Origin of the sequence: Pararhizobium capsulatum DSM 1112 (genome assembly GCF_030814475.1) — a bacterium.
Taxonomy (GTDB): Bacteria; Pseudomonadota; Alphaproteobacteria; order Rhizobiales; family Rhizobiaceae; genus Pararhizobium; species Pararhizobium capsulatum.
Genome location: NZ_JAUSVF010000001.1, coordinates 1,917,093 through 1,938,192 on the forward strand (window position 1 = coordinate 1,917,093; position 21,100 = coordinate 1,938,192).

Here is a 21,100-nt window from a genome sequence, read left to right on the forward strand (position 1 = left end):
AGGTGAAGTGCCATCTGAATGCCATGTGTGGACGGTTTTCACTGACGGCCGCGGCCAAGGATCTCGCCGAGTTCTTTGCTCTCATGGAGGCAGAGGATTTTCCGGCGCGCTACAACATTGCGCCGACGCAACCGATCCTCGTCGTCATGACGGGAGACCGCCAGAACCCTGGCATCAACCTGCCGGACCGGAAAGCAATCCTCGTGCGTTGGGGTCTGACGCCGTCCTGGGTCAAGGATCCCAGAGATTTTCCACTGCTGATCAATGCCCGCTCGGAAACAGCCGCCGGCAAGGCTTCGTTCAAGACGGCCATGCGCCATCGCCGTGTCCTCATCCCGGCATCGGGCTTCTACGAGTGGCATCGCCCCGCCAAGGAGACCGGCGAGCCATCCCAGGCTTACTGGATCCGGCCGAAAAATGGCGGCATCGTCGCCTTTGCCGGCCTGATGGAAACCTGGTCTTCGGCAGATGGTTCGGAAGTCGATACGGGCGCGATCCTGACAGTCGCGGCCAATGCCGCGATCGCGCCTATCCACGATCGCATGCCCGTCGTCATCAAGCCGGAGGATTTTTCCCGTTGGCTGGACTGCAAGACGCAGGAGCCTCGACATGTTGCCGATCTCATGCACCCCATCGAGGACGATTATTTCGAGGCGATCGCCGTTTCGGATCGGGTGAACAAGGTTGCCAACATGGGGCCGGACCTCCAGACACCCGTTGAGCCCAGGCAGCGGCTCAAGGAGCCGCCAAAACCGTTACCGAAACCGAGCGATCAGCTCTCGCTGTTTTAAACCGTCTGCGGCTTCTTCTTCGGCTTGGGCTTCAGCTGAAGGGCTGCCGCCAGAACGGCCTTGAGGCCGAGAGGGCGGTACTGTTCGACAAGATTGGCGGTCGGGCGTTTTTCCGCCTTGTCGCTCTTCTTTACGGTCATTTCAAACTCTCCTTGAGATATGTCCCTAGTCCCGAACGTCTCGCTCCATGTTTCCCACGGATGCGCCGTCCTTATTGTTTCAAAGGAAACAGGCTACTTTGTGCGTGTCCCCGCAGGCCCGATTCCTCAGTTGGTGCGGCGCCCTTTGCCGTTCCAATCATGACAAAACGATGACGAATTGGAAGTCAATCCACCATATGATGCTTGAGCTGGCCTGACCTCTTGACCGAATGCCTTTCAGGCGCGATAAAGCTGCCCATGAAAACGGTTATCTGCATTCTCTGCGGGATTATTATTCGCTAGCTCCCCAGCTGGCCCGTCCGTTTTCGTCTCCTGAAATCCAAGATGACAACGCGAAGGCCAGCGCGAGCGAACGCGTACCTTGCAGCATGCACATGGGAGACTTGGAATGGCCGGAAAGCCGACGCTGAAATTGTACAATACGCTCACGCGCGAGAAGGCGGATTTTACGCCGATCGACGACCAGAATGTGCGTATGTATGTCTGCGGCCCGACCGTCTACGATTTCGCCCATATCGGCAATGCCCGTCCGGTCATCGTCTTCGATGTGCTGAACCGCTTGCTTCGCCATATCTATGGCAAGGATCACGTCACCTATGTCCGCAACATCACCGACGTTGACGACAAGATCAACGCGCGTGCCCTGCGCGACTTTCCCGGTCTTCCGCTGAACGACGCCATCCGGCGTGTTACCGAGAAGACCGAGACGCAGTTTATCGAGGATTCAAAGGCGCTCGGCTGTGTTGACCCCGACGTCCAGCCGCGTGCGACGGAAAACATCGTGCAGATGGTCGATATCATCCAGAAGTTGATCGACAAGGGCCATGCCTATGTCGCGACCGGCTCCGAGGGCAAGGAAGTGCTGTTTTCGACCGGCTCGATGGCGGATTATGGCGCGCTCTCCAAGCGCAAGCTGGAAGACCAGCAGGCGGGCGCCCGCGTGGCCGTCGAGGCCCACAAGCACAATCCCGCCGATTTCGTCCTCTGGAAAGAATCGGCCGGGAACGAGCCGGGCTGGGCCGCCGAGTTCACCGTCGAAGGTGTCAAGCAACCGATCTTCGGCCGTCCGGGCTGGCATATCGAGTGCTCGGCCATGAGTGGTCGCTACCTCGGCGATGTCTTCGATATCCATGGCGGCGGGCTCGACCTCATCTTCCCGCATCATGAGAACGAGATCGCCCAGTCGCGCTGCGCCCACGGCACGGATGTCATGGCCAATGTCTGGATGCACAACGGCTTCCTGCAGGTCGAAGGCCGCAAGATGTCGAAGTCGGAAGGCAACTTCGTCACCATCGTGGACCTCCTGCACAGCGACGTCTTCGGCGGCCGCAAATGGCCGGGCGAGGTGCTGCGGCTGGCCATGCTGATGACGCACTATCGCGAGCCGATCGACTTTTCGGTCAAACGGCTTGAGGAGGCGGAGCGCATCCTGAAGCGTTGGAATATAGTCGCGGAACAGCACGATCCGGCGATAAAGGTGGAGCTGGATGACGAGATCCTCGTCGCTCTTTGCGATGACCTCGATATGTCGAAGGTCGTGGCGCGGTTGCACGTCCTCACGAAAGAGTCGGAGGATTTTACCGAAGGTCTTGCGGCAAGTCTTAAATTCCTTGGCCTCTGGTTCCCGTCGACCGCGTGGCGCAAGGATGAGCCGGCTCTCCAGGACGATATCAAGGCGGCAATTGACGCCCTGGTGGCCATGCGTCTCGAAATGCTGAAAGCCAAGAATTTTGCCGAGGCCGACAAAATTCGGGACCAGCTCGTGGCTCAGGGCATCCAGCTCAAGGACGGCAAGGACCCCGCGACCGGCGAGCGCATAACCACCTGGGAGGTGAAGCGATGATCGACTTGTTTAGAGTCCGTTGTCGGCATATGCTTAGGCATATGTCTGGGAGATGACTATGGGCGCCGAGCGGCATGTGAAACTTTTTCGTAATGGCCGGAACCAGGCCGTGCGTATCCCGGTCGAGTTCGAACTGCCGGGCGACGAAGCCATCATGCGCCGCGAAGGCGATCGTCTGATCATCGAGCCTGCCGTGCAAAAGACGAATTTGCTCGAATGGCTGCAGTCGTTGGAGCCGCTGGACGAGGAGTTTCCCGAGCTTGACGAGAGGGGACCTCCGCCGAAGGATTTCGAGCTTTGAGCAGTCTTGTCTACATGCTCGACACCAACATTCTGTCGGACGCCATCAAGGATCCGTTCGGCAGGACGAGGCGTTACATGGAGCGCTTCAACGACGGCGTGATCTGCATCAGCGCAATTGTTGCTTCGGAAATGCGCTATGGCATCCGCAAGAAGGTCTCGCCCCGCCTCACAGAGCGCGTCGAGCAGACCTTGTCCCGCATACCTGTGCTTCCCTATGACGATCAGGCGTCCCGAAGCTACGGCATGATCCGTAACGACCTTGAGCGGCAAGGGCAGCCGATCGGTTGGGCCGATCTCTTCATCGCGGCTCACGCATTGTCTCTGGGCCTGACACTCGTCACGAACAACACGCGTGAATTTTCACGGGTGGAAAATCTCAAAATAGAGAATTGGCTGGCCGATGATGCCACGGGCATCAAAGTTCCTGAGGAGGACTTGAAATGATCGATCATACGGGCATTGCCGTTGCCGACTTTGATAAGGCAAAGAACTTCTATGACGCGACCATGGGTGCGCTCGGCGCCTCGCTGATGATGACGGTGCCGAAGGAATATACCGGCGGCCTGAATGTCGTCGGCTACGGCCGTGATCATCCGAGCTACTGGCTGCGGGAAGGTGGAGAGCCCGGTCCCGGTCGCCATATAGCCTTCACAGCCTCCAACCGCGCGATGGTCGATGCCTTCTATGCGGCGGCCATGGCGGCCGGCGGTCGTGACAATGGCGCGCCGGGCCTCCGACCCCATTACCATCTCAACTACTACGGTGCCTTTGTCTTCGATCCGGACGGCAACAATATCGAAGCCGTCTGCCACAGGCCGGAATAGGAAGGGTGCTGCCATGAGCCCAGACGAAACGCCCTGCTATACCGGTGGCTGCCAGTGTGGGGCCGTGCGGTTCCGTGTCGCCGGACAGTTGGGCGAAGCGTCGATCTGCCACTGTCGCATGTGCCAGAAGGCCTTTGGCGCCTATTACGCACCGCTTGTTTCCACGCGTGGCGCCGAACTCGTCTGGACGCGGGGAGAACCGAAGCGGTTCCGTTCGTCCAATTTTGTTCTGCGCGGCTTCTGTGCCGATTGCGGCACACCGCTGACGTTCGAGGCGCCGGACGGTGTGGCACTCGCCTTGGGTGCCTTTGACGACCCATCGCTGGCTCCGCCAACGGTGCAGTTCGGCGTCGAAGCAAAGATCGATTTCGTCGATAGGCTGCACGCTCTGCCCGCCCAGAATACGGAAGACGATCTGGAGGGCGCACCCTATCTCTCCTCTCTGGTCTCTTATCAACACCCCGACCATGACACGGCCGAATGGCCGCCGGAGGCGCTGTCATGAGCATCTCGCGGATCTATACGGGTGGATGCCAGTGCGGCGCGGTTCGTTACCGCGCCGAAGGCACGCTTGCCGATCCGCATCTCTGCCATTGCCGCATGTGCCAGAAGGCGGCCGGCAATTATTTCATGCCGCTCGCCAATGCTGCCCGCACGACATTTTCGCTGACGCGCGGCAAGCCGTCCTGGTTCCAGTCGTCCCATCTGGTGCGTCGTGGATTCTGCAAAAAATGCGGTACGCCACTGTTCTACGACATGCCGGGCGAGGATTTCATCAACATCGTGCTCGGCTCGCTTGACGATCCCGATGACGTGCGCCCTGTCGGACAATCCGGCACCGAATCGCGCATGCCTTGGTTTTCGCAATTGCCGCGCCCGCCGGGGAAGGAGACCGATGCGGATGGCAAGGCCTCCGTCGAGCGCCATATCGCGATCCTCGAATCGAACAACCAGCATCCCGACTACGACACTGTTCACTGGCCCCTGGAGGATGATCGATGACAGACACCGAACGCACCGGAGGCTGCCAGTGCGGCGCCGTCCGTTTCCGCATCAAGGGCCAGCTCGGCCGCCCGTCCATCTGCCATTGCCGCATGTGCCAGAAGGCGTTCGGCGGCTTCTTCGGCCCGCTGGTGACGGCGCCGGAAGGCGAGGTCGAGTGGACGCGCAACGAGCCGAATTACTTCCAGTCCTCGATCAACATTTCCCGTGGCTTCTGCGCCTCGTGCGGCACGCCGCTGACCTATCGTCATCCCGGCGGGCTGGAGATCGCCATCGGCGCCTTCGACGACCGCTCCGATCTCGCGCCGCAGATCCAGGTCAACTATGCCGCCCGCATTCCCTGGGTCACCACGATCTTCGACCAGCCGGTTCACAACGACCCGGACTATTATTCCCGGCAGGAGCACATTGTCTCCTTCCAGCATCCCGATCACGACACGGCCGATTGGCCACAACATGGCTTGAACCTATGACACTGCGCGCCCTTTACCCCGAAATCGAACCCTATGCCTCCGGCCGCCTCGATGTCGGCGATGGCCACGTCATCTATTGGGAGCGGGCAGGAACGCCCGGCGCCAAGCCAGCCGTGTTCCTGCACGGCGGCCCCGGCGGCACCATCTCGCCAAGCCACCGCCGCCTGTTCGATCCGGCACTCTACGACGTCACCCTGTTCGACCAGCGCGGATGCGGAAAATCGACGCCGCACGGCGAACTCGAGGCGAACACGACCTGGCATCTCGTTGCCGATATCGAGCGTCTTCGCGAGATGGCCGGCGTTGATAAATGGCTGGTCTTCGGCGGTTCCTGGGGCTCGACGCTGGCGCTCGCCTATGCCGAAAAGCACCCCGAGCATGTCTCGGAACTCGTCCTGCGCGGCATCTACACGCTGACCAAGGCGGAACTCGACTGGTACTACCAGTTCGGCGTCTCCGAGATGTTCCCGGACAAATGGGAGCGTTTCATCGCGCCGATCCCGGAGGATGAGCGTCACGAGATGATGCACGCCTATCATCGCCGCCTGACTAGCGACGACAAGGCGACCCGTCTTGCCGCTGCGAAGACCTGGAGCATCTGGGAAGGTGAAACCATCACGCTGCTTCCCGAGCCGTCCACCAGCGACAAGTTCGAGGAAGACGAATTCGCCTACGCCTTTTCCCGCATCGAAAACCACTTCTTCGTCAACGCCGGCTGGATGGATGAAGGACAGCTGCTGCGCGACGCCCACAAGCTCCACGGCATCCCCGGCACCATCATCCATGGCCGCTACGACATGCCGTGCCCCGCCAGATACGCCTGGGCGCTGCATAAGGCCTGGCCGGAAGCGGATTTCCATCTGATCGAAGGGGCGGGGCACGCATTTTCCGAGCCTGGTATTCTGGATAGGCTGATCCGCGCGACGGACCGGTTTGCGGGGAAGTAGAGGGCAACAGCCCCTCATCCGACCCCTCTTTCAGACCAAAGGGGCGGCCACCTTCTCCCCGCATGCGGGGAGAAGGGACAAGCGGCGATATCTGTCGTCCAATTGAATGTGGTCGCGGAAGCAGGCGGCAACCCCGATCGTTCCCTCTCCCCGCAGGCGGGAGAGGGCTAGGGTGAGGGGCAATTTTTGAAGTACAAAGTTCCTTGGAGGGAACACCATGAAATCGGCTCTTGAACGCATCTACCTCTTCGACACCACGCTCCGTGACGGTCAGCAGACCCCCGGCATCGATTTTTCCGTCGAGGACAAGATTGCGATTGCAACACTGCTGGATGATTTCGGCGTCGATTATGTCGAGGGCGGCTATCCCGGCGCAAACCCGACCGATACCGAATTCTTCAAGAAGCGCCGCACGAACCGAGCCCATTTTGTCGCCTTCGGCATGACGAAGCGGGCCGGCGTTTCGGCCTCCAACGATCCCGGCCTCAACGCCCTGCTTCAGGCCAACAGCGACGCTATCTGTCTTGTTGCCAAGAGTTGGGACTATCATGTGAAGGTCGCGCTCGGCTGTTCCAACGAGGAAAATCTGGTTGCGATCCGGGAATCCGTCCAGGCTGTGGTCAAGAGCGGCCGGGAGGCGATGATCGACTGCGAGCATTTCTTCGACGGCTACAAGGCCAACCCCGAATACGCGCTCGCCTGCGCCACGACGGCCTATGAAGCCGGCGCCCGCTGGGTCGTGCTCTGTGACACCAATGGCGGCACCCAGCCCCCGGAAATCCGCGACATTGTTTCCTCTGTCATCGCCGCGGGCGTGCCAGGCAGCCATCTCGGTATCCATGCCCATAACGACACCGGCCAGGCCGTCGCCAATTCTTTGGCCGCGGTTGAGGCAGGCGTGCGCCAGATCCAGGGCACGCTGAACGGCATCGGCGAGCGCTGCGGTAACGCCAACCTGATAACACTCATCCCGACACTGGCGCTGAAGGAGACCTACTCCACCCGCTTTGAAACCGGCATAGACGCGGAAAAGCTGCAGGAGTTGACGCAGCTTTCCCACGCCTTCGACGAGTTGCTCAACCGCTCGCCGGATCACCAGATGCCCTATGTCGGCGCCTCCGCCTTCGCCACCAAGGCCGGCATCCATGCGTCCGCTCTCCTCAAGGACCCGCGTACCTATGAGCATGTGACGCCGGAAAGCGTCGGCAACCTGCGCAAGGTCATGGTGTCCGACCAGGGCGGCAAGGCCAATTTCATCAACGCCCTGAAACGGCGCGGCATCACGCTTTCCAAGGATGATCCGAAACTCGACAAGCTGATCGCCATCGTCAAGGAGCGTGAGGCAACCGGCTACGCTTACGAGGGGGCGGATGCGAGCTTCGCCATCCTCGCCCAGCGGACGTTGAGTTCCGTCCCGGATTTCTTCCGTGTCGAGAGCTTCCGCGTGATGGTCGAGCGCCGCTTCGATGCCAATGGCAATCTGAAGACGGTGTCTGAAGCCGTGGTGCGCGTATCGATCGAAGGGGAGAGCACGATGTCGGTCGCCGAAGGCCACGGCCCTGTCAACGCGCTCGATCTGGCCTTGCGCAAGGATCTCGGCAAGTACCAGTCGGAAATAGAGGATCTGGAACTGGTGGACTACAAGGTCCGTATCCTCAACGGCGGCACGGAGGCCATCACCCGCGTCCTGATTGAATCCGTCGATGGCACCGGCGCTCGCTGGTGGACGGTCGGCGTCTCCGACAACATCATCGATGCCTCGTTCCAGGCGCTGATGGATTCGGTCGTCTATAAGCTGCTGAAGAACCGCAACCATCAGGGGCTGGTCGCTGCGGAGTAGGGATCGAGACGGGGTCCCCTCGTGATGATTTGGTGGGGGCTTTGCTTAGATTTTGTCAGTGAAAAGTGGGAGCCGTTTTCCCGAAAAGACAAACGAAAACAAAAGAATCTAGAGGACTTCTGGTTCAAACCAAACCAGACATCCTCTAGATGATCTCAAGTTCCGGAAATCTGGGCTTCGATGGCCGCCTTGTCGATGATCGACGAGACGCGTCGGATTCTTCCTTCCTGAAACCCATAGAATACGTTTTCGGCAAAGGAGACCTTCCGGCCGCTGACCGGAAGGTCGAGAAAGTTTCCACGCGGTGTGCAGTCGAAAAGCAGCCGGCTTGCTATCGAGGGCGGATCAACGATCAGCAGTTCGATATAAAAATGCAGATCCGGGATTTCATCGAAGTCCTTCTCCAGCATCGAGCGATAGCCTGACAGTCCGATCGAGCGGCCGTTATGGCTGACGTCTGCATGAACGAATTGATCGAGAGATGCCCATTCCTGCCGGTTCAGGCAGTCAATGTAAGCCCGGTAGAGAGTGGACAGCTCTTCTTTCAGCATCAGCGCGCTCCCGGCAGTCCGCGTCTCACAGCACCAGCCTGAACTTCGCAAACCCGTCCGCCCCATCGCCGGCATCCTCGATCTTGACGCTCTTGACCTCGCCAATCAGTCCGCGTGCCTTCGGTCCGGTCTCGAAGATCGCTGTCGTGCCCGGCAGCGGCTTGAAGGTCCAGTTGCCGTCGGCGGAGGGGTTGATGGTTTTCTGCTCGTGAATATAGCGCACGATCACGTCGCGGTTGGTATCGGGGGCGGCGAAGACCACCTTGTCGGCCGCGATCTCCGGGAAGCTACCCCCGCCACCGGCGCGGTAGTTGTTGGAAGCGACGACGAATTTCCGTGCCGGATCAATCTGTTTTCCCTCGAACATGAGGTTCTGGATGCGGTTTGAGCCTGGGTTCACGGCCTTGCCATCGCCGTCGTATTTCGCCGGTTGCGACAGGTCGATCTCATAGGTCACGCCGTCGATGATGTCGAAATTATAGGAAGGAAAATCCGCATTGAGCAGGGGGGCGTCCTTCGCTCCGGCCTCGAGCGTGTTGAACATGCCGGCCGACATTTCCAGCCAGTTTTTCACCTGCTCGCCGGTGATGACCACGGCCTGTACCGTATTAGGGTAGAGATAGAGATCGGCGACATTCTTGATGGCGATATCGCCGGCCGGCACATCCGTATAATAATCCACGCCGCCGCGACCGCCTGCCTTGAAGGGAGCCGCTGCCGAAAGCACCGCCAGGTCCTTGTACGCGGTGTCCTTCAGCATCTCCTTGATATACCAGGTCTGGGCGTTGGAGACGATCTGCACGGACGGATCGTCGGCCACCAGTGCGAAATAGGAATAGAGCGGCGCCGAGGTCTTGCCGACTGGAGTGCGCACATAGGCAAGCGTCGCCTGATGTTCGGCTTCCGCTGCTGAAAGCACGTCGGCACGATCCACGACGTCGGCCACCACCTTCTTGTCCTCGCGGTGATAGATCGGCCGCGCCTCGGTGGTGAAATCGACGATCTTCCAGCTGCTGCCATCCTTCTCCAGCAGCAGGTCGATCAGCCCGAGATGCGACCCCCAGAATCCGCCCATGACGGCCGGCTTGCCGAGCAGCGTGCCCTTGACCGGATCGACGCCTTCCATGCCATCGAAACTTTTCGGGCCGGGGAAGACGAGATGCTGATGCCCGGTGAAGACGGCGTCGATACCTTCGACACCGGCGAGATAGAGCGAGGCGTTCTCCATCCTGTCGGATGGTCCCCCGCTGTCGATGCCGGAGTGGGAAAGCGCGATGATGATATCGACGCCGTCTTCCTTCATGACGGGCACCCAGGCCTTGGCCGCCTCGACGATATCGCGCGTCTGCGCCTTGCCTTCGAGGTTCTTGATGTCCCACACCATGATCTGCGGCGGCACGAAGCCGACAATGCCGATCTTCAGCGGGCTCGTCGCGCCGGAGCCGTCGGTGACCACCTTCTCGACAATCGTGTAGGGCTTGAAGAAAAGCTCGTCCTTCGTGGGGTCGGAGGCAAGCTGCCCCTTGGTCAGGTTGGCGCAGACATAAGGATAGTTGGCGCCGGCAAGCACCTTGTTCATGTAATCGAGGCCGTAGTTGAACTCGTGGTTGCCGAGCGTGCCGGCCTCATAGCCCAGAACGTTCATCGCCTTGATGATCGGGTGGACGTCGCCCTCCTTCATGCCATGCTGATAGGCCATGAAGTCGCCCATCGGATTGCCCTGCAGGAAGTCACCGTTGTCGACGAGCAGCGAATTTGTCGCCTCCGCGCGGATCGCGTCGATGATCGAGGCGGTGCGGGCAAGGCCCATCGTGTCGTTCGGCTTGTCGCCGTAATAGTCGTAGGGAAAGACGTGGACATGGATGTCGGTCGTTTCCATGATCCTCAGATGCGCCTGATTGTTGGCGGCGCGGGCTGCAAAAGGATGCAGCATGATGAGACCGGATGTTGCGGCGAGCCCGCCAAGCAGTGAACGACGGGTGATCGGGTGAGGTCCGAGACTGGCTGACATCAGAATGCCCCTTCTTTTCCATTTGCCTGAACCGAGGGTAGTGCCGGTTTGTGTGGAAAGCATGCCCCGAAATATGACGGTTTTTCGCCGCTGCCAGAGGTGTGTCAAACTTATTGCATCACGCTTCACTGAAATGAATTGGTCGCATCCCTGGCTTTGGGGTAGGACGGCGGCCAACAAGAAACATTCGGGATGAAACACCATGGCTGATGCCAAAGACACTCCGGCCCCGGTAAACGGCGATTCGCCACGGGGTTTCGCCTTCGCGCTGACGGCCTATCTGCTCTGGGGATTCCTGCCGTTTTTCATGAAGGCGGTTGCCCACATTCCGGCGTTTGAAGTCGTCGCCCACCGTATCGTCTGGTCGGTTCCGCTCGCCGGCTTGGTGCTCCTCTGGCTCGGCCGCACCAGCGACGTAAAGGCGGCGCTGCGCTCGCCGCGCATGGTGAAGATGGCAACCATCACTGCCGTTCTCATCACCATCAACTGGGGTATCTATGTCTGGGCGATCGGCGCGGGCAGGGCGCTGGAGACGGCGCTCGGCTATTATATCAACCCGCTGTTTTCGATCTTCCTCGGCGCCGTGCTCTTGAAGGAGCGCCTGAGCCGGGCGCAGATCGTCGCCATCGTTCTGGCCGCTGTCGCCGTCGTTGTCCTGGCGATTGATGCGGGCGGCCTGCCGTGGGTTTCGCTCAGCCTTGCTCTGTCCTGGGGCCTTTACGCGTTCTTCCGCAAGACGCTGCCGATCGGGCCGAACCAGGGTTTCTTCCTCGAAGTCCTGCTGCTCAGCGTGCCGGCGCTCGGTTATATCGGCTATCTCGAAGCAAGCGGGCAGGGACATTTCTTCGATACCGGCATCGCCGACGGTCTGTGGCTTCTCGCCTGCGGCATCGTCACCGCGGTTCCGCTGATGATCTATGCCAATGGCGCCAAGCTGCTCCGTCTTTCGACCATCGGCATCATGCAATACATCGCACCGACGATGATCTTCGTCATCGCCGTCTTCGTCTTCGATGAGCCCTTCAACACCGCCAAGCTCATCGCCTTCATCTTCATCTGGGCAGCGCTTGCCGTCTATTCCGGCTCGATGATCATGGAAAGCCGCGCCGCGCGCCGTCTGGTGGCGCATCCGGCCGAATAAATCTGTAACGACGCAAACGAAAACGCCGCGCTTCCTTCGAAGACGCGGCGTTTTCGTATTTGCCTTAACAAGGTTCAGAGCTTGGAGATGATCTCGTCTTCGCCGTCGCGATCGACCTTGCCGGACCAGTGCGCCAGCAGGGCGGGAACGATTTCGTCGACATTGTCGATGACCAGCGGCTGCAGCAGATGCGCCGAGTGGATGAAACCGGCATCCGCCATGTGACGGATCAGCTCCATCAGCGGATCCCAGAAGCCGCCGATATTGGCAAGTACGATCGGCTTGCGATGACGGCCGAGCTGCGCCCACGTCATGATTTCCACGACTTCTTCCAGCGTTCCGACGCCGCCCGGAAGCGTGACGAAAGCATCCGCCCGCTCGAACATCTTGTGTTTGCGCACATGCATGTCGGGCGTAACGATCAGTTCCGAGAGCTGGCCGAGCGAATGGCGCGTCGCCTCCATATCGACAAGAAACTCGGGAATGATACCGGTAACGCGGCCGCCATGGGAAAGCACGCCGCTGGCAACGGCGCCCATGATGCCTTTTGTGCCGCCGCCATAGACCAGCTGCAAATGGTTTTCCGCCATGGCTTTGCCCAGCTTGCGGCCGGAATCCATGAAGGCTTTATCGCGGCCGGGCTGGGAGCCGCAATACACGCAAACGGATCGAATCGGGATATTTTGCTCATTCATAGGAGCAAAGAGACATTGCCGTTTCCCGTGCGTCAAGAAAAATGAAGGGAAAGCTCACCGTTGCCGGTATTCCCGATGTGCTAAAGCTTGTGAAGAATAGCGTAAATCGTTAGCAATTTCAGGGTTGAATGACATGATGGCGCAGGCTGGCAAACCCGGGGGCGGGAAAGACAGTTATATCCTGCGCAGTTGGGGACCGAGCCGGAACGACGATAGAGACGCTTCAAGCGTCAACGGCTCTCTTGGAGATTTGGAAAAATGAAGAACAAGGCCGGTTTGGTGGCCCTAATCGTACTCGCGGCTGCGACGGCTCTGATGGTTTTCTTCGTGCTGCCGAATGTGAGCGGGAACAAAGAAAATCCGCCTGCTGAAAGCAAGAGCGAGCCAGTGCCTGCGGCGGAGCAATTGCCTGCTGCTGATGCGAAGGCCACACTTCCCGCAGCCGAGCCGGCGGCGACACCCGAAACGGTACAGCAGGGCAAAGTTGATACCAAGACCGACAAGCCTGCCGATCCCACCGCAGCCTGGGTCGTTCCGAGCTTCGATATCCTGCGTGTCGAGCCAGATGGCTCCACCGTCATCGCCGGACGCGCTCAGCCGGGCACCAAGCTTGAAATCGTCAATGGCAACAAGGTTGTTGCAACGGCAGATGTAAGCCAGGCGGGTGATTTTGCCGCCGTATTCGACCAACCGCTTGATCCCGGCGATTACCAGTTGCTGCTGCGCAGTCTTGGTGCTGGCAATCTTTCCAAGTCCTCCGAGGAAGTGGCGACGGTTTCCATCCCGAAGGACAAGAGCGGCGAGTTGCTGGCGATGGTGTCGAAGCCCGGTCAGGCAAGCCGCATCATCACCGCACCGAAGGAAGCTGTCGCTTCGCAGACCGCGCCGGCGCAGGAGACGGCTGGTGGCGAAAAGCCGGCAGCTGCCGCCGGCACAGAAGCGCCTGCCGATATCGCCAGCGCCGATGCAAACACCAAGCCGGTTTCCGAAGCTCCCGCGGCCAGTACCCCGGTCACAGCTGCGGAAAAACCGGCAGTCGCCGTTTCTGCCGTTGAGCTCGAAGGCAGCAAGATTTTCGTGGCTGGCACCGCCAAGGCGGGTTCGCTGGTTCGAGGCTATGCGGATGATCGCCTGATCGGCGAAGCAAAGACCAACGAGCAGGGTCGCTTTGTGGTGGATGGTAGTCTTGAGCTTTCGGTCGGCCAGCATACGATCCGGGTCGATATGATGGCCGAGGATGGAACCACCGTTGCCGTGCGTGCATCCGTGCCGTTCGATCGTCCTGCAGGTGAGCAGGTCGCAGCTGTCGCCCAGCCCGCAGCCAATGGCGCGATAGCACCGTTCGATGGCGGTGCTTTCGACGGACTTCGCATCGAAGCCGGCAAGGCTTTCGGTCTCCTGAAGGGCCTTTTCGCTGGCGGCAAGACGCCAAGTGCCGAGCAACTCGCTGCAGCCCGTTCCTCGACGGAAATCGCTCTCGGTTCGCTCGCCGAGTTCAAGGCGCCTGATACGCTGGAAGCAAGCGTCAAGGAGATGGTGGCCAAGACCGCGAAGGCGGCTGCCGATGCGCTGGCGCTTCTGAAGGCGCTGCCGCAGGACCCGCAGAGTGTCGCGGCCGCCCTCGACAAGATCGAGGCAGCGATAGGTTCTGCCCTGATGCCGCGCACAGATGGTGCCGGTGGAGCTGTTGCGCAGGAAAGCGCACCGGCTGCACAGACCCCGGCGTCCGAAACCACAGGAGCTGCTTCGACGCAGGAGCCGGCCACGCCAGCGCCCGTGGCCGAAGAGCCCGTTGCCCAGGCCCCGGCCGGCAACACCACCACGGAGCCCGCGTCAGGCGATGCCGCCGGCCAGACGGCTGCAGCACCTCAGACGGTTCAGCAGGCACCGCTCACCGAGAGCAAGACGTCGGTCATTATCCGTCGCGGCGATACGCTCTGGCAGATTTCACGTCGCGTCTACGGGGCGGGGGTGCGCTACACCACGATCTACATGGCAAACGAGGATCAGATCACCGATCCGGACAGGATCCAGCCCGGCCAGATCTTCGGTGTTCCGGACAAGGCCATGCCCGATGCGGAATCGGAAGAGATCCACCGCAAGCACATGAAGCATCTGCCTTGAGCTTTTCCTCGGCCGTTGCATTGTAGCGGTCATGGGAATGCCCTATCTGAAGATGACAAAGCGGCGCCGAGAAGGCGCCGCTTTCAATTAAAAACCAAGACATGTAACCGGAACCGTTCCTGTCGCGTGTCTTCTGCCGAGGGCGAGACATCTGTGCGCCATGGCATGACGGCAAAGCAGAAGCTCATGGCCCAGAAGAAAACCGTATCGGCGGATGCCGGCAACCCGCTCCAGACCATCCTGAACCTCTGGCCCTATATGTGGCCGAGTGATCGCGCCGACCTCAAGATGCGTGTCGTCTGGGCGACCGTCATCCTGCTCGTCGCAAAGATCGTGCTGCTCCTCGTTCCCTATTTCTTCAAATGGTCGACGGATGCGCTGAACGGCAAGTCCGATGTCGTCGGCATCCTGCCTGCCTTTCTGATGGGCGCCGTCATGCTGGTGCTCGCCTATAATTTTGCGCGCCTGCTGCAGGCGGGGTTGAACCAGCTGCGTGATGCGCTGTTTGCCAGCGTCGGCCAGCATGCGGTGCGCCAGCTCGCCTATTGCACCTTCGTTCACATGCACCAGCTGTCGCTGCGTTTCCATCTGGAGCGCCGCACCGGCGGCCTTTCGCGCATCATCGAGCGCGGCACGAAGGGCATCGAAACCATTGTCCGCTTCACCATCCTCAACACGGTGCCGACACTGATCGAGTTTTTGCTGACGGCCGTCATCTTCTGGTGGGGCTACGGTTTCAGCTATTTGGCTGTCACGGCCGTCACGGTCTGTCTCTATATCTGGTTCACCGTCAAGGCGAGCGACTGGCGCATTGCCATCCGCCGCTCGATGAATGACAGCGACACCGATGCCAACACCAAGGCGATCGATTCGCTCCTCAACTTCGAGACCGTAAAATATTTTGGCAACGAGGAGATGGAGGCCAAGCGCTTCGATCAGTCGATGGCGCGCTACGAGAAATCGGCGACCCAGGTCTGGACGTCGCTCGGCTGGCTCAACTTCGGTCAGGCGGTAATCTTTGGCGGCGGCACGGCCATCATGATGGTGATGTCGGCGCTTGCGGTCCAGCGCGGCGAGCAGACGCTTGGCGATTTCGTGTTCATCAACGCCATGCTGATGCAGCTGTCGATCCCGCTCAATTTCATCGGTTTCGTCTACCGCGAAATCCGCCAGGGGCTGACCGATATTGAGCAGATGTTCGACCTGCTGGAGGTGGAGGCCGAAGTGCTGGACAAGCCAGGTGCCTACGAACTTGTCATCGACAAGGGCGCCATCGCCTTCAAGGATGTGCATTTCGCCTATGACCCGGCCCGCCCGATCCTCAAGGGCATCAGCTTCGAGGTTCCTGCCGGCAAGACGGTGGCCGTCGTCGGCCCGTCCGGTGCTGGAAAATCGACGCTGTCGCGGCTGCTCTATCGCTTCTATGACGTGCAGGACGGCGAGATTACCATCGACGGGCAGGATGTACGCGATCTGACACAGAAGAGCGTGCGCGCCGCGATCGGCATGGTGCCGCAGGATACGGTGCTGTTCAACGATACGCTCGCCTATAACATCCGCTACGGCCGTCCATCCGCGAACGATGCCGAAGTGCAGGCCGCCGCCGAAATCGCCCAGATAGGCGAGTTTATCAAGCACCTGCCGGAAGGTTACGCTGCGATGGTCGGCGAGCGCGGCTTGAAGCTGTCGGGTGGCGAGAAGCAGCGTGTGGCCATTGCCCGCACGGTTCTCAAAAGCCCGCCGATCCTGATCCTTGATGAGGCGACTTCAGCTCTCGATACACGCACGGAGCAGGAAATCCAGGCGGCCCTCGAGATCGTCTCGCAGAACCGCACGACCCTGGTCATCGCCCACCGTCTTTCCACCGTCATTCATGCCGACGAGATCATCGTGCTGAAGGATGGGGTTATCGCCGAGCGTGGCACCCATGGGGAACTTATTGATCGGGATGGCCTTTACGCCTCCATGTGGAGCCGCCAGCGCGAAGCGACGCAGGCGGAAGAACAGCTGAAGAGGGTGCAGGAGGAGGATGATCTGGGCGTCGTGGTGCGTGGGCCGGTGGCAGGGTAGGTGGGAGCGAATAGGGGAAGAGGCAGTAGGGAATGGGCAATAGGCAGTAGGTAATGAAGAATGCACGCTCGTGAATGCGAGGGGCGATCAGGAAACCATCCCATTCGCTACTGCCTACTACCTGGTTCCTACTGCCTCTTCACCGCATTGCCCGCCGCTCCATTTCCCTGTAACCCGTGAGCGCAAAGAAAATCTGGAGACGAGAATATATGAGCCTCATCAATACGGTCCGTAACACGCTGGTTCCGGTGCATAAGGCGGGATACCCGTTCATTGCCGGTTTCTTCGTCGTTTCGCTTCTCCTGGGCCTGCTCTGGGAGCCGCTGATGTGGCTCGGTTTCGTGCTGACGGCGTGGTGCGCTTACTTCTTCCGTGACCCGGTGCGCATGACGCCGCTCGACGATGATCTCGTCATCAGCCCAGCCGATGGCCGCGTCTCGTCGATTGCTATTATGACGCCACCGGACGAGCTCGGCATTGGTACCGAGCCGATGCTCAGGATCACCGTGTTCATGAATGTCTTCAACTGCCATGTGAACCGTGCGCCGATGCGCGGCACGATCCGCCGCATCGCCTATCGCGCCGGCAAGTTCGTCAATGCCGAACTCGACAAGGCCAGCCATGAGAATGAGCGCAACGGCCTTGCCATCGAAACCGCCCACGGCACCATCGGCGTCGTGCAGATCGCCGGCCTTGTTGCCCGCCGCATCATCTGCTGGTCGAATGAAGGTGATACATTGCAGCCGGGCGAGCGTTTCGGCCTTATCCGCTTCGGATCGCGCCTCGACGTCTTCCTGCCGCAGGGCGCCCAGGCGCGCGTGACGCTCGGCCAGACGGCGATTGCCGGCGAGACCGTTCTTGCGGAGTTCGGCTCCGCAAAGGGTCCTGTCATCAGCCGCCGCGACTGATCGTCGGTCTCAAACAAAGGAGCGAGCCCATGGAAACACCTTTTCCCTCCTATGAGCCCAACGGCCCCAACCAGGAGGCGCGAGGCCCGCGCCTCAGGGAGATTCCGCTCCGGCTGATCGTTCCGAATGTCGTCACCGTGCTGGCGATCTGCGCCGGGCTTTCCGGGGTACGACTGGCAATCGAAAACCGTTTCGAACTTGCCGTCGCCATGGTGCTTCTCGCCGCGTTCCTTGACGGGATTGACGGACGTCTGGCCCGAATGATGAAGGCGACGTCGAAGTTCGGCGCCCAGATGGATTCGCTTGCCGATATCGTCAATTTCGGTGTTGCACCCGCTCTGGTGCTTTACGCCTTTGTTCTCGATCAGGCCCGCTCCCTAGGCTGGATCGCGGCACTCATCTACGTGATTGCCGCCGGCCTGCGACTTGCCCGCTTCAACGTGATGGCGGAGCGCGAGATCAAGGCGACCTGGCAATCGGAGTATTTTGTCGGCGTACCGGCCCCTGCCGGTGCGATGCTGGTTCTGCTGCCGGTCTATCTCGGCCTGCTGGGCGTCGTACCCGACAGGACGATCGCCATCATCAGCTCGGCTTACACGGTGCTGATCGGCTTCCTGCTGGTCTGCCGTCTCCCCGTCTGGTCGGGTAAATCGACCAACCGCATCCGCCGCGATCTGGTGCTGCCGATCATTCTGGTGGTGGTTCTGTATGTGGCTACATTGATGACTTACACTTGGGAAACCATGGTGGTCACCGCCATCGGCTATCTCGCGACGCTCCCCTTCGGCGCGCGCAAGTGGCAGAAGAAATACGGCAACTGGCCCGACCATCCGGACCATCCCGATCATCCCGCGGCGGGTGAGGATGGCCTGCCGGTCGAAGGCGGCAGCAATAAGCCATAAGTCTTTGCGATGGAAAAACAAAAGCCGCCCGTGAACAACGAGGCGGCTTTTTTGACGATCTCTACGTGACGCTCAGTCAGGCAACCGATAATCCACCATCCGGTTTTCCCTGACGATATAGAGCTTGCCGGTTTCGGTCTGGTCAGGACCGACCAGAGGCATAAGCTTTGCTGCAACCTCGGAAGGATGCGGGACGGTCATCGGGTCTTCACCGGGGATCGCCTGCGCGCGCATGGCCGTGCGTGTCGCCCCGGGATCGACGGAGAGGATGCGCAGCGGCAAGCGCTGCGTTTCGCCGGCCCAGGTACGCGCCAGCGCCTCGACAGCAGCCTTGGACGCGGAATAGGGCCCCCAGAAGGGTTTGCACTTGTGGGCGGCGCTCGATGAGAGGATCAGCGCACGGCCGGCATCCGACTGCTGCAGCAGCGGATCGACCGAGCGGATCAGCCGCCACGTCGCGTTGACGTTGATGTTCATCACCTTTTCGAAAACCTTGGCCTCGACATGCCCGATCGGCGAGATGACGCCGAGCATGCCGGCATTGGCGACGAGAATGTCGAGCTTGCCCCAGCGTTCATGGATCGCGCCACCGAGCTTGTCGATAGCCGCCATGTCGGCAAGATCGAAGGGAACGAGCGTGGCAGGCAGGCCGCCTGCGGCCTTGATCGTGTCGTCCAGTTCTTCCAGGCCACCGATCGTGCGGGCACAGGCAATTACCTGCGCTCCGGCCTTGGCCAGTTCCAGTGCGGTGAAGTAGCCGATGCCGCGCGATGCGCCGGTGACGAGCGCGATACGGCCCTTGAGATCGATCATGTCTGGAAGACTCCGAATTCAGAAAAGCAGGTCTGCTCTGCCACACGTTCCGTGCAAAACGCAAGGCGAGGACCTTGATTGCAGGAGGACGACGGATTTCCTCGGGTCGATTTTCGCCCGAGGAACAGGGTCAGCCGTTGCTGGCGAGCACCGACAGCTTCAGGCCGGCCGTCTCGCCGTTCTTGTCGAGCAGCCGGGTCGGATAATCACCGGTGAAATAATGGTCGGTGAACTGCGGACGGGCATTGTTACGGTCTTCGCCGCCAACCGCCCGGTACAATCCATCGATCGTCAGGAAGCCAAGCGAATCGGCGCCAATATACTTCGCCATCGCCTTGACGTCGGCATACTGGTTGGCAATCAGCTTGTCGGCGTTCGGCGTGTCGATGCCGTAGAAGTCCGGGTAAAAGATCATCGGGCTGGCGACGCGGAGATGGACCTCGGTCGCCCCGGCATCGCGGATCATCTGGACGATCTTCAGCGAGGTCGTGCCGCGGACGATTGAATCGTCCACCAGCACGACCCGCTTGCCCTCGATCATCGCGCGGTTGGCCGAATGCTTCAGCTTGACGCCGAAAGCGCGGATCTGCTGCGTCGGCTCGATGAAGGTGCGCCCGACATAATGATTGCGGATGATGCCGTATTCGAACGGAATGCCGCTCGCCTGCGCGAAACCGAGCGCCGCCGGTGTGCCCCCATCGGGAACGGGAACAACGACGTCGGCCTCGACCGGCGATTCCTTGGCGAGATTGATACCCATGTTCTTGCGGGCAACATAGACGCTTCGGCCGCCGACAACAGAATCGGGACGCGCGAAATAGACATATTCGAACAGGCAAAGCCGCTCCGGCTGCTGGTTGGCGGGCTTGCGCGCATCGATCTGGATCGAACCATCAGGCTGGATTTCGCAGATGATGACTTCGCCGTTTTCGACGTCACGAATGTATTTCGCGCCGATGATATCGAGCGCACAGGTTTCCGAACAGAAGATCGGCTTGCCGTCGAGTTCGCCCATGACCAGCGGCCGGATACCGATCGGGTCGCGGGCGGCGATCAGCTTGGTACGGGTCATCGCGACCATGGCATAGCCGCCTTCCATCTGACGAATCGCGTCGATGAAGCGGTCGGCAGTCGAGGAGTGGCGCGAGCGGGCAATGAGGTGGAGGACAACTTCGGTGTCGGAGGTCGACTGACAGATGGCGCCGGTGGCGATGATCTGGCGGCGCAGCGTCAGGCCGTTGGTGAAGTTGCCATTATGGGCAATGGCGATGCCGCCGACTTCGAGTTCTGCAAACAGCGGCTGGACGTTGCGAAGGGCGACTTCACCGGTGGTCGAATAGCGCGTATGGCCGATGGAGATCGTGCCGGGCAGCTTTGCGAGCACGGCCGGGTCGGTATAATGATCACCGACGAGGCCCATGCGCTTTTCGGTGTGGAACTGCTTGCCGTCGAAGGTGACGATACCGGCCGCTTCCTGTCCTCGATGCTGGAGGGCATGCAGGCCGAGCGCCGTCAGCGTCGCCGCATCAGGATGGCCCAGGATGCCGAACACACCGCACTCTTCGTGCAGGGTATCGCCATCGAGTTCGTTTTCAATCTCTGCGGAATGGGTCATCGCTTTGGCCTTTTGTCAGCACGGCTACGCGTTGCGCATATCGTATCGGATTGCCGGCCCGTCAAGTCACGAGGGTTGATGAGGCA

21 protein-coding genes are annotated in these 21,100 nt (G+C 60.4%); 15 read left to right on the top strand and 6 right to left on the bottom strand.

The features are described 5' to 3' along the window. Positions 1–23 precede the first annotated feature (23 nt). Positions 24–791: an SOS response-associated peptidase gene (locus QO002_RS09200; RefSeq protein WP_307228847.1), complete on the top strand. Its 768-nt coding sequence runs from the start codon at positions 24–26 to the stop codon at positions 789–791. Here QO002_RS09200 and QO002_RS09205 read toward each other — a convergent pair. Continuing rightward, the gene (locus tag QO002_RS09205) at positions 788–931 is read right to left on the bottom strand and encodes a hypothetical protein (RefSeq protein ID WP_307228849.1); all 144 of its coding nucleotides are present in this window, start codon (positions 929–931) and stop codon (positions 788–790) included. The two genes, QO002_RS09200 and QO002_RS09205, sit on opposite strands and share 4 nt — an antisense overlap. 409 nt (positions 932–1,340) lie before the next feature. On the opposite strand from QO002_RS09205, the gene cysS reads away from it, so the two are divergent. The 9 genes from cysS (at position 1,341) to cimA (ending at position 8,184) form a co-directional block, all read left to right on the top strand. After that, positions 1,341–2,795 carry a cysteine--tRNA ligase gene (gene cysS / locus QO002_RS09210; protein WP_307228851.1) on the top strand — a complete coding sequence of 485 codons (1,455 nt, stop codon included), beginning with the start codon at positions 1,341–1,343 and terminating at the stop codon, positions 2,793–2,795. A gap of 58 nt (positions 2,796–2,853) precedes the next feature. Next, complete coding sequence (locus QO002_RS09215; protein WP_307228853.1) at positions 2,854–3,096, top strand: antitoxin; 243 nt, start codon at positions 2,854–2,856, stop codon at positions 3,094–3,096. A 14-nt stretch (positions 3,097–3,110) separates the two neighbouring features. After that, the gene (locus QO002_RS09220) at positions 3,111–3,542 is read left to right on the top strand and encodes a type II toxin-antitoxin system VapC family toxin (protein WP_307233288.1); all 432 of its coding nucleotides are present in this window, start codon (positions 3,111–3,113) and stop codon (positions 3,540–3,542) included. Continuing rightward, on the top strand, positions 3,539–3,922 hold the full coding sequence (locus QO002_RS09225; protein WP_307228855.1) for a VOC family protein: 384 nt from the start codon (positions 3,539–3,541) through the stop codon (positions 3,920–3,922). Before QO002_RS09220 ends, QO002_RS09225 begins: the two co-directional genes overlap by 4 nt. A gap of 13 nt (positions 3,923–3,935) precedes the next feature. Beyond that, positions 3,936–4,427: a GFA family protein gene (locus QO002_RS09230; RefSeq protein WP_307228857.1), complete on the top strand. Its 492-nt coding sequence runs from the start codon at positions 3,936–3,938 to the stop codon at positions 4,425–4,427. Next, entirely contained in the window at positions 4,424–4,924 is a 501-nt protein-coding gene (locus QO002_RS09235) for a GFA family protein (protein WP_307228859.1), read from the top strand. Before QO002_RS09230 ends, QO002_RS09235 begins: the two co-directional genes overlap by 4 nt. After that, positions 4,921–5,397 carry a GFA family protein gene (locus tag QO002_RS09240; protein WP_307228861.1) on the top strand — a complete coding sequence of 159 codons (477 nt, stop codon included), beginning with the start codon at positions 4,921–4,923 and terminating at the stop codon, positions 5,395–5,397. The genes QO002_RS09235 and QO002_RS09240 overlap by 4 nt, the downstream gene beginning before the upstream one ends. After that, a complete protein-coding gene (gene pip / locus QO002_RS09245) occupies positions 5,394–6,344 on the top strand; it encodes a prolyl aminopeptidase (RefSeq protein WP_307228863.1) in 951 nt (316 codons plus the stop codon). Before QO002_RS09240 ends, pip begins: the two co-directional genes overlap by 4 nt. 217 nt (positions 6,345–6,561) lie before the next feature. Next, entirely contained in the window at positions 6,562–8,184 is a 1,623-nt protein-coding gene (gene cimA / locus QO002_RS09250; RefSeq protein WP_307228865.1) for a citramalate synthase, read from the top strand. A gap of 155 nt (positions 8,185–8,339) precedes the next feature. Here the strand turns inward: cimA and QO002_RS09255 are convergent, their stop codons facing one another. Together QO002_RS09255 and QO002_RS09260 are read right to left on the bottom strand one after the other, a co-directional pair. Then, complete coding sequence (locus QO002_RS09255) at positions 8,340–8,735, bottom strand: ester cyclase (RefSeq protein ID WP_307228867.1); 396 nt, start codon at positions 8,733–8,735, stop codon at positions 8,340–8,342. A 25-nt stretch (positions 8,736–8,760) separates the two neighbouring features. Beyond that, the gene (locus tag QO002_RS09260; RefSeq protein ID WP_307228869.1) at positions 8,761–10,746 is read right to left on the bottom strand and encodes a bifunctional 2',3'-cyclic-nucleotide 2'-phosphodiesterase/3'-nucleotidase; all 1,986 of its coding nucleotides are present in this window, start codon (positions 10,744–10,746) and stop codon (positions 8,761–8,763) included. 202 nt (positions 10,747–10,948) lie between these two features. Here QO002_RS09260 and rarD point away from each other — a divergent pair, with 202 nt between their 5' ends. After that, positions 10,949–11,887 (top strand): EamA family transporter RarD, encoded by a 939-nt coding sequence (gene rarD, locus QO002_RS09265; RefSeq protein ID WP_307228871.1) that lies wholly within the window; start codon positions 10,949–10,951, stop codon positions 11,885–11,887. A gap of 74 nt (positions 11,888–11,961) precedes the next feature. Here rarD and QO002_RS09270 read toward each other — a convergent pair whose 3' ends face one another. After that, a complete protein-coding gene (locus QO002_RS09270; RefSeq protein ID WP_307228873.1) occupies positions 11,962–12,582 on the bottom strand; it encodes an LOG family protein in 621 nt (206 codons plus the stop codon). Between the two features lie 258 nt (positions 12,583–12,840). Between QO002_RS09270 and QO002_RS09275 the strand changes: the two genes are divergently transcribed. The 4 genes from QO002_RS09275 (at position 12,841) to pssA (ending at position 18,586) form a co-directional block, all read left to right on the top strand. Then, a complete protein-coding gene (locus tag QO002_RS09275) occupies positions 12,841–14,706 on the top strand; it encodes a LysM peptidoglycan-binding domain-containing protein (protein WP_307228875.1) in 1,866 nt (621 codons plus the stop codon). Between the two features lie 186 nt (positions 14,707–14,892). Next, positions 14,893–16,776, top strand: coding sequence for an ABCB family ABC transporter ATP-binding protein/permease (locus QO002_RS09280; protein WP_307228877.1), 1,884 nt, complete (start codon positions 14,893–14,895; stop codon positions 16,774–16,776). Positions 16,777–16,985: 209 nt separating this feature from the next. Then, a complete protein-coding gene (locus tag QO002_RS09285; protein ID WP_307228880.1) occupies positions 16,986–17,684 on the top strand; it encodes a phosphatidylserine decarboxylase in 699 nt (232 codons plus the stop codon). 29 nt (positions 17,685–17,713) lie between these two features. After that, the gene (gene pssA / locus QO002_RS09290; RefSeq protein ID WP_307228883.1) at positions 17,714–18,586 is read left to right on the top strand and encodes a CDP-diacylglycerol--serine O-phosphatidyltransferase; all 873 of its coding nucleotides are present in this window, start codon (positions 17,714–17,716) and stop codon (positions 18,584–18,586) included. A gap of 72 nt (positions 18,587–18,658) precedes the next feature. Here pssA and QO002_RS09295 read toward each other — a convergent pair whose 3' ends face one another. After that, positions 18,659–19,399 (bottom strand): SDR family NAD(P)-dependent oxidoreductase, encoded by a 741-nt coding sequence (locus tag QO002_RS09295; RefSeq protein ID WP_307228886.1) that lies wholly within the window; start codon positions 19,397–19,399, stop codon positions 18,659–18,661. 130 nt (positions 19,400–19,529) lie between these two features. After that, a complete protein-coding gene (gene purF, locus QO002_RS09300; RefSeq protein WP_307228888.1) occupies positions 19,530–21,014 on the bottom strand; it encodes an amidophosphoribosyltransferase in 1,485 nt (494 codons plus the stop codon). Positions 21,015–21,100: the final 86 nt, after the last annotated feature.

Coding starts and splice junctions, on each gene's coding strand:
- QO002_RS09295 (WP_307228886.1), bottom strand. CDS start 19,399: ATGATCGATCTCAAGGGCCGTATCGCGCTCGTCACCGGCGCATCGCGC.
- QO002_RS09275 (WP_307228875.1), top strand. CDS start 12,841: ATGAAGAACAAGGCCGGTTTGGTGGCCCTAATCGTACTCGCGGCTGCG.
- QO002_RS09235 (WP_307228859.1), top strand. CDS start 4,424: ATGAGCATCTCGCGGATCTATACGGGTGGATGCCAGTGCGGCGCGGTT.
- QO002_RS09230 (WP_307228857.1), top strand. CDS start 3,936: ATGAGCCCAGACGAAACGCCCTGCTATACCGGTGGCTGCCAGTGTGGG.
- pip (WP_307228863.1), top strand. CDS start 5,394: ATGACACTGCGCGCCCTTTACCCCGAAATCGAACCCTATGCCTCCGGC.
- QO002_RS09205 (WP_307228849.1), bottom strand. CDS start 931: ATGACCGTAAAGAAGAGCGACAAGGCGGAAAAACGCCCGACCGCCAAT.
- QO002_RS09240 (WP_307228861.1), top strand. CDS start 4,921: ATGACAGACACCGAACGCACCGGAGGCTGCCAGTGCGGCGCCGTCCGT.
- QO002_RS09225 (WP_307228855.1), top strand. CDS start 3,539: ATGATCGATCATACGGGCATTGCCGTTGCCGACTTTGATAAGGCAAAG.
- QO002_RS09285 (WP_307228880.1), top strand. CDS start 16,986: ATGAGCCTCATCAATACGGTCCGTAACACGCTGGTTCCGGTGCATAAG.
- QO002_RS09260 (WP_307228869.1), bottom strand. CDS start 10,746: ATGTCAGCCAGTCTCGGACCTCACCCGATCACCCGTCGTTCACTGCTT.
- QO002_RS09200 (WP_307228847.1), top strand. CDS start 24: ATGTGTGGACGGTTTTCACTGACGGCCGCGGCCAAGGATCTCGCCGAG.
- cysS (WP_307228851.1), top strand. CDS start 1,341: ATGGCCGGAAAGCCGACGCTGAAATTGTACAATACGCTCACGCGCGAG.
- purF (WP_307228888.1), bottom strand. CDS start 21,014: ATGACCCATTCCGCAGAGATTGAAAACGAACTCGATGGCGATACCCTG.
- QO002_RS09270 (WP_307228873.1), bottom strand. CDS start 12,582: ATGAATGAGCAAAATATCCCGATTCGATCCGTTTGCGTGTATTGCGGC.
- QO002_RS09215 (WP_307228853.1), top strand. CDS start 2,854: ATGGGCGCCGAGCGGCATGTGAAACTTTTTCGTAATGGCCGGAACCAG.
- QO002_RS09255 (WP_307228867.1), bottom strand. CDS start 8,735: ATGCTGAAAGAAGAGCTGTCCACTCTCTACCGGGCTTACATTGACTGC.
- QO002_RS09220 (WP_307233288.1), top strand. CDS start 3,111: ATGCTCGACACCAACATTCTGTCGGACGCCATCAAGGATCCGTTCGGC.
- QO002_RS09280 (WP_307228877.1), top strand. CDS start 14,893: ATGGCCCAGAAGAAAACCGTATCGGCGGATGCCGGCAACCCGCTCCAG.
- cimA (WP_307228865.1), top strand. CDS start 6,562: ATGAAATCGGCTCTTGAACGCATCTACCTCTTCGACACCACGCTCCGT.
- rarD (WP_307228871.1), top strand. CDS start 10,949: ATGGCTGATGCCAAAGACACTCCGGCCCCGGTAAACGGCGATTCGCCA.
- pssA (WP_307228883.1), top strand. CDS start 17,714: ATGGAAACACCTTTTCCCTCCTATGAGCCCAACGGCCCCAACCAGGAG.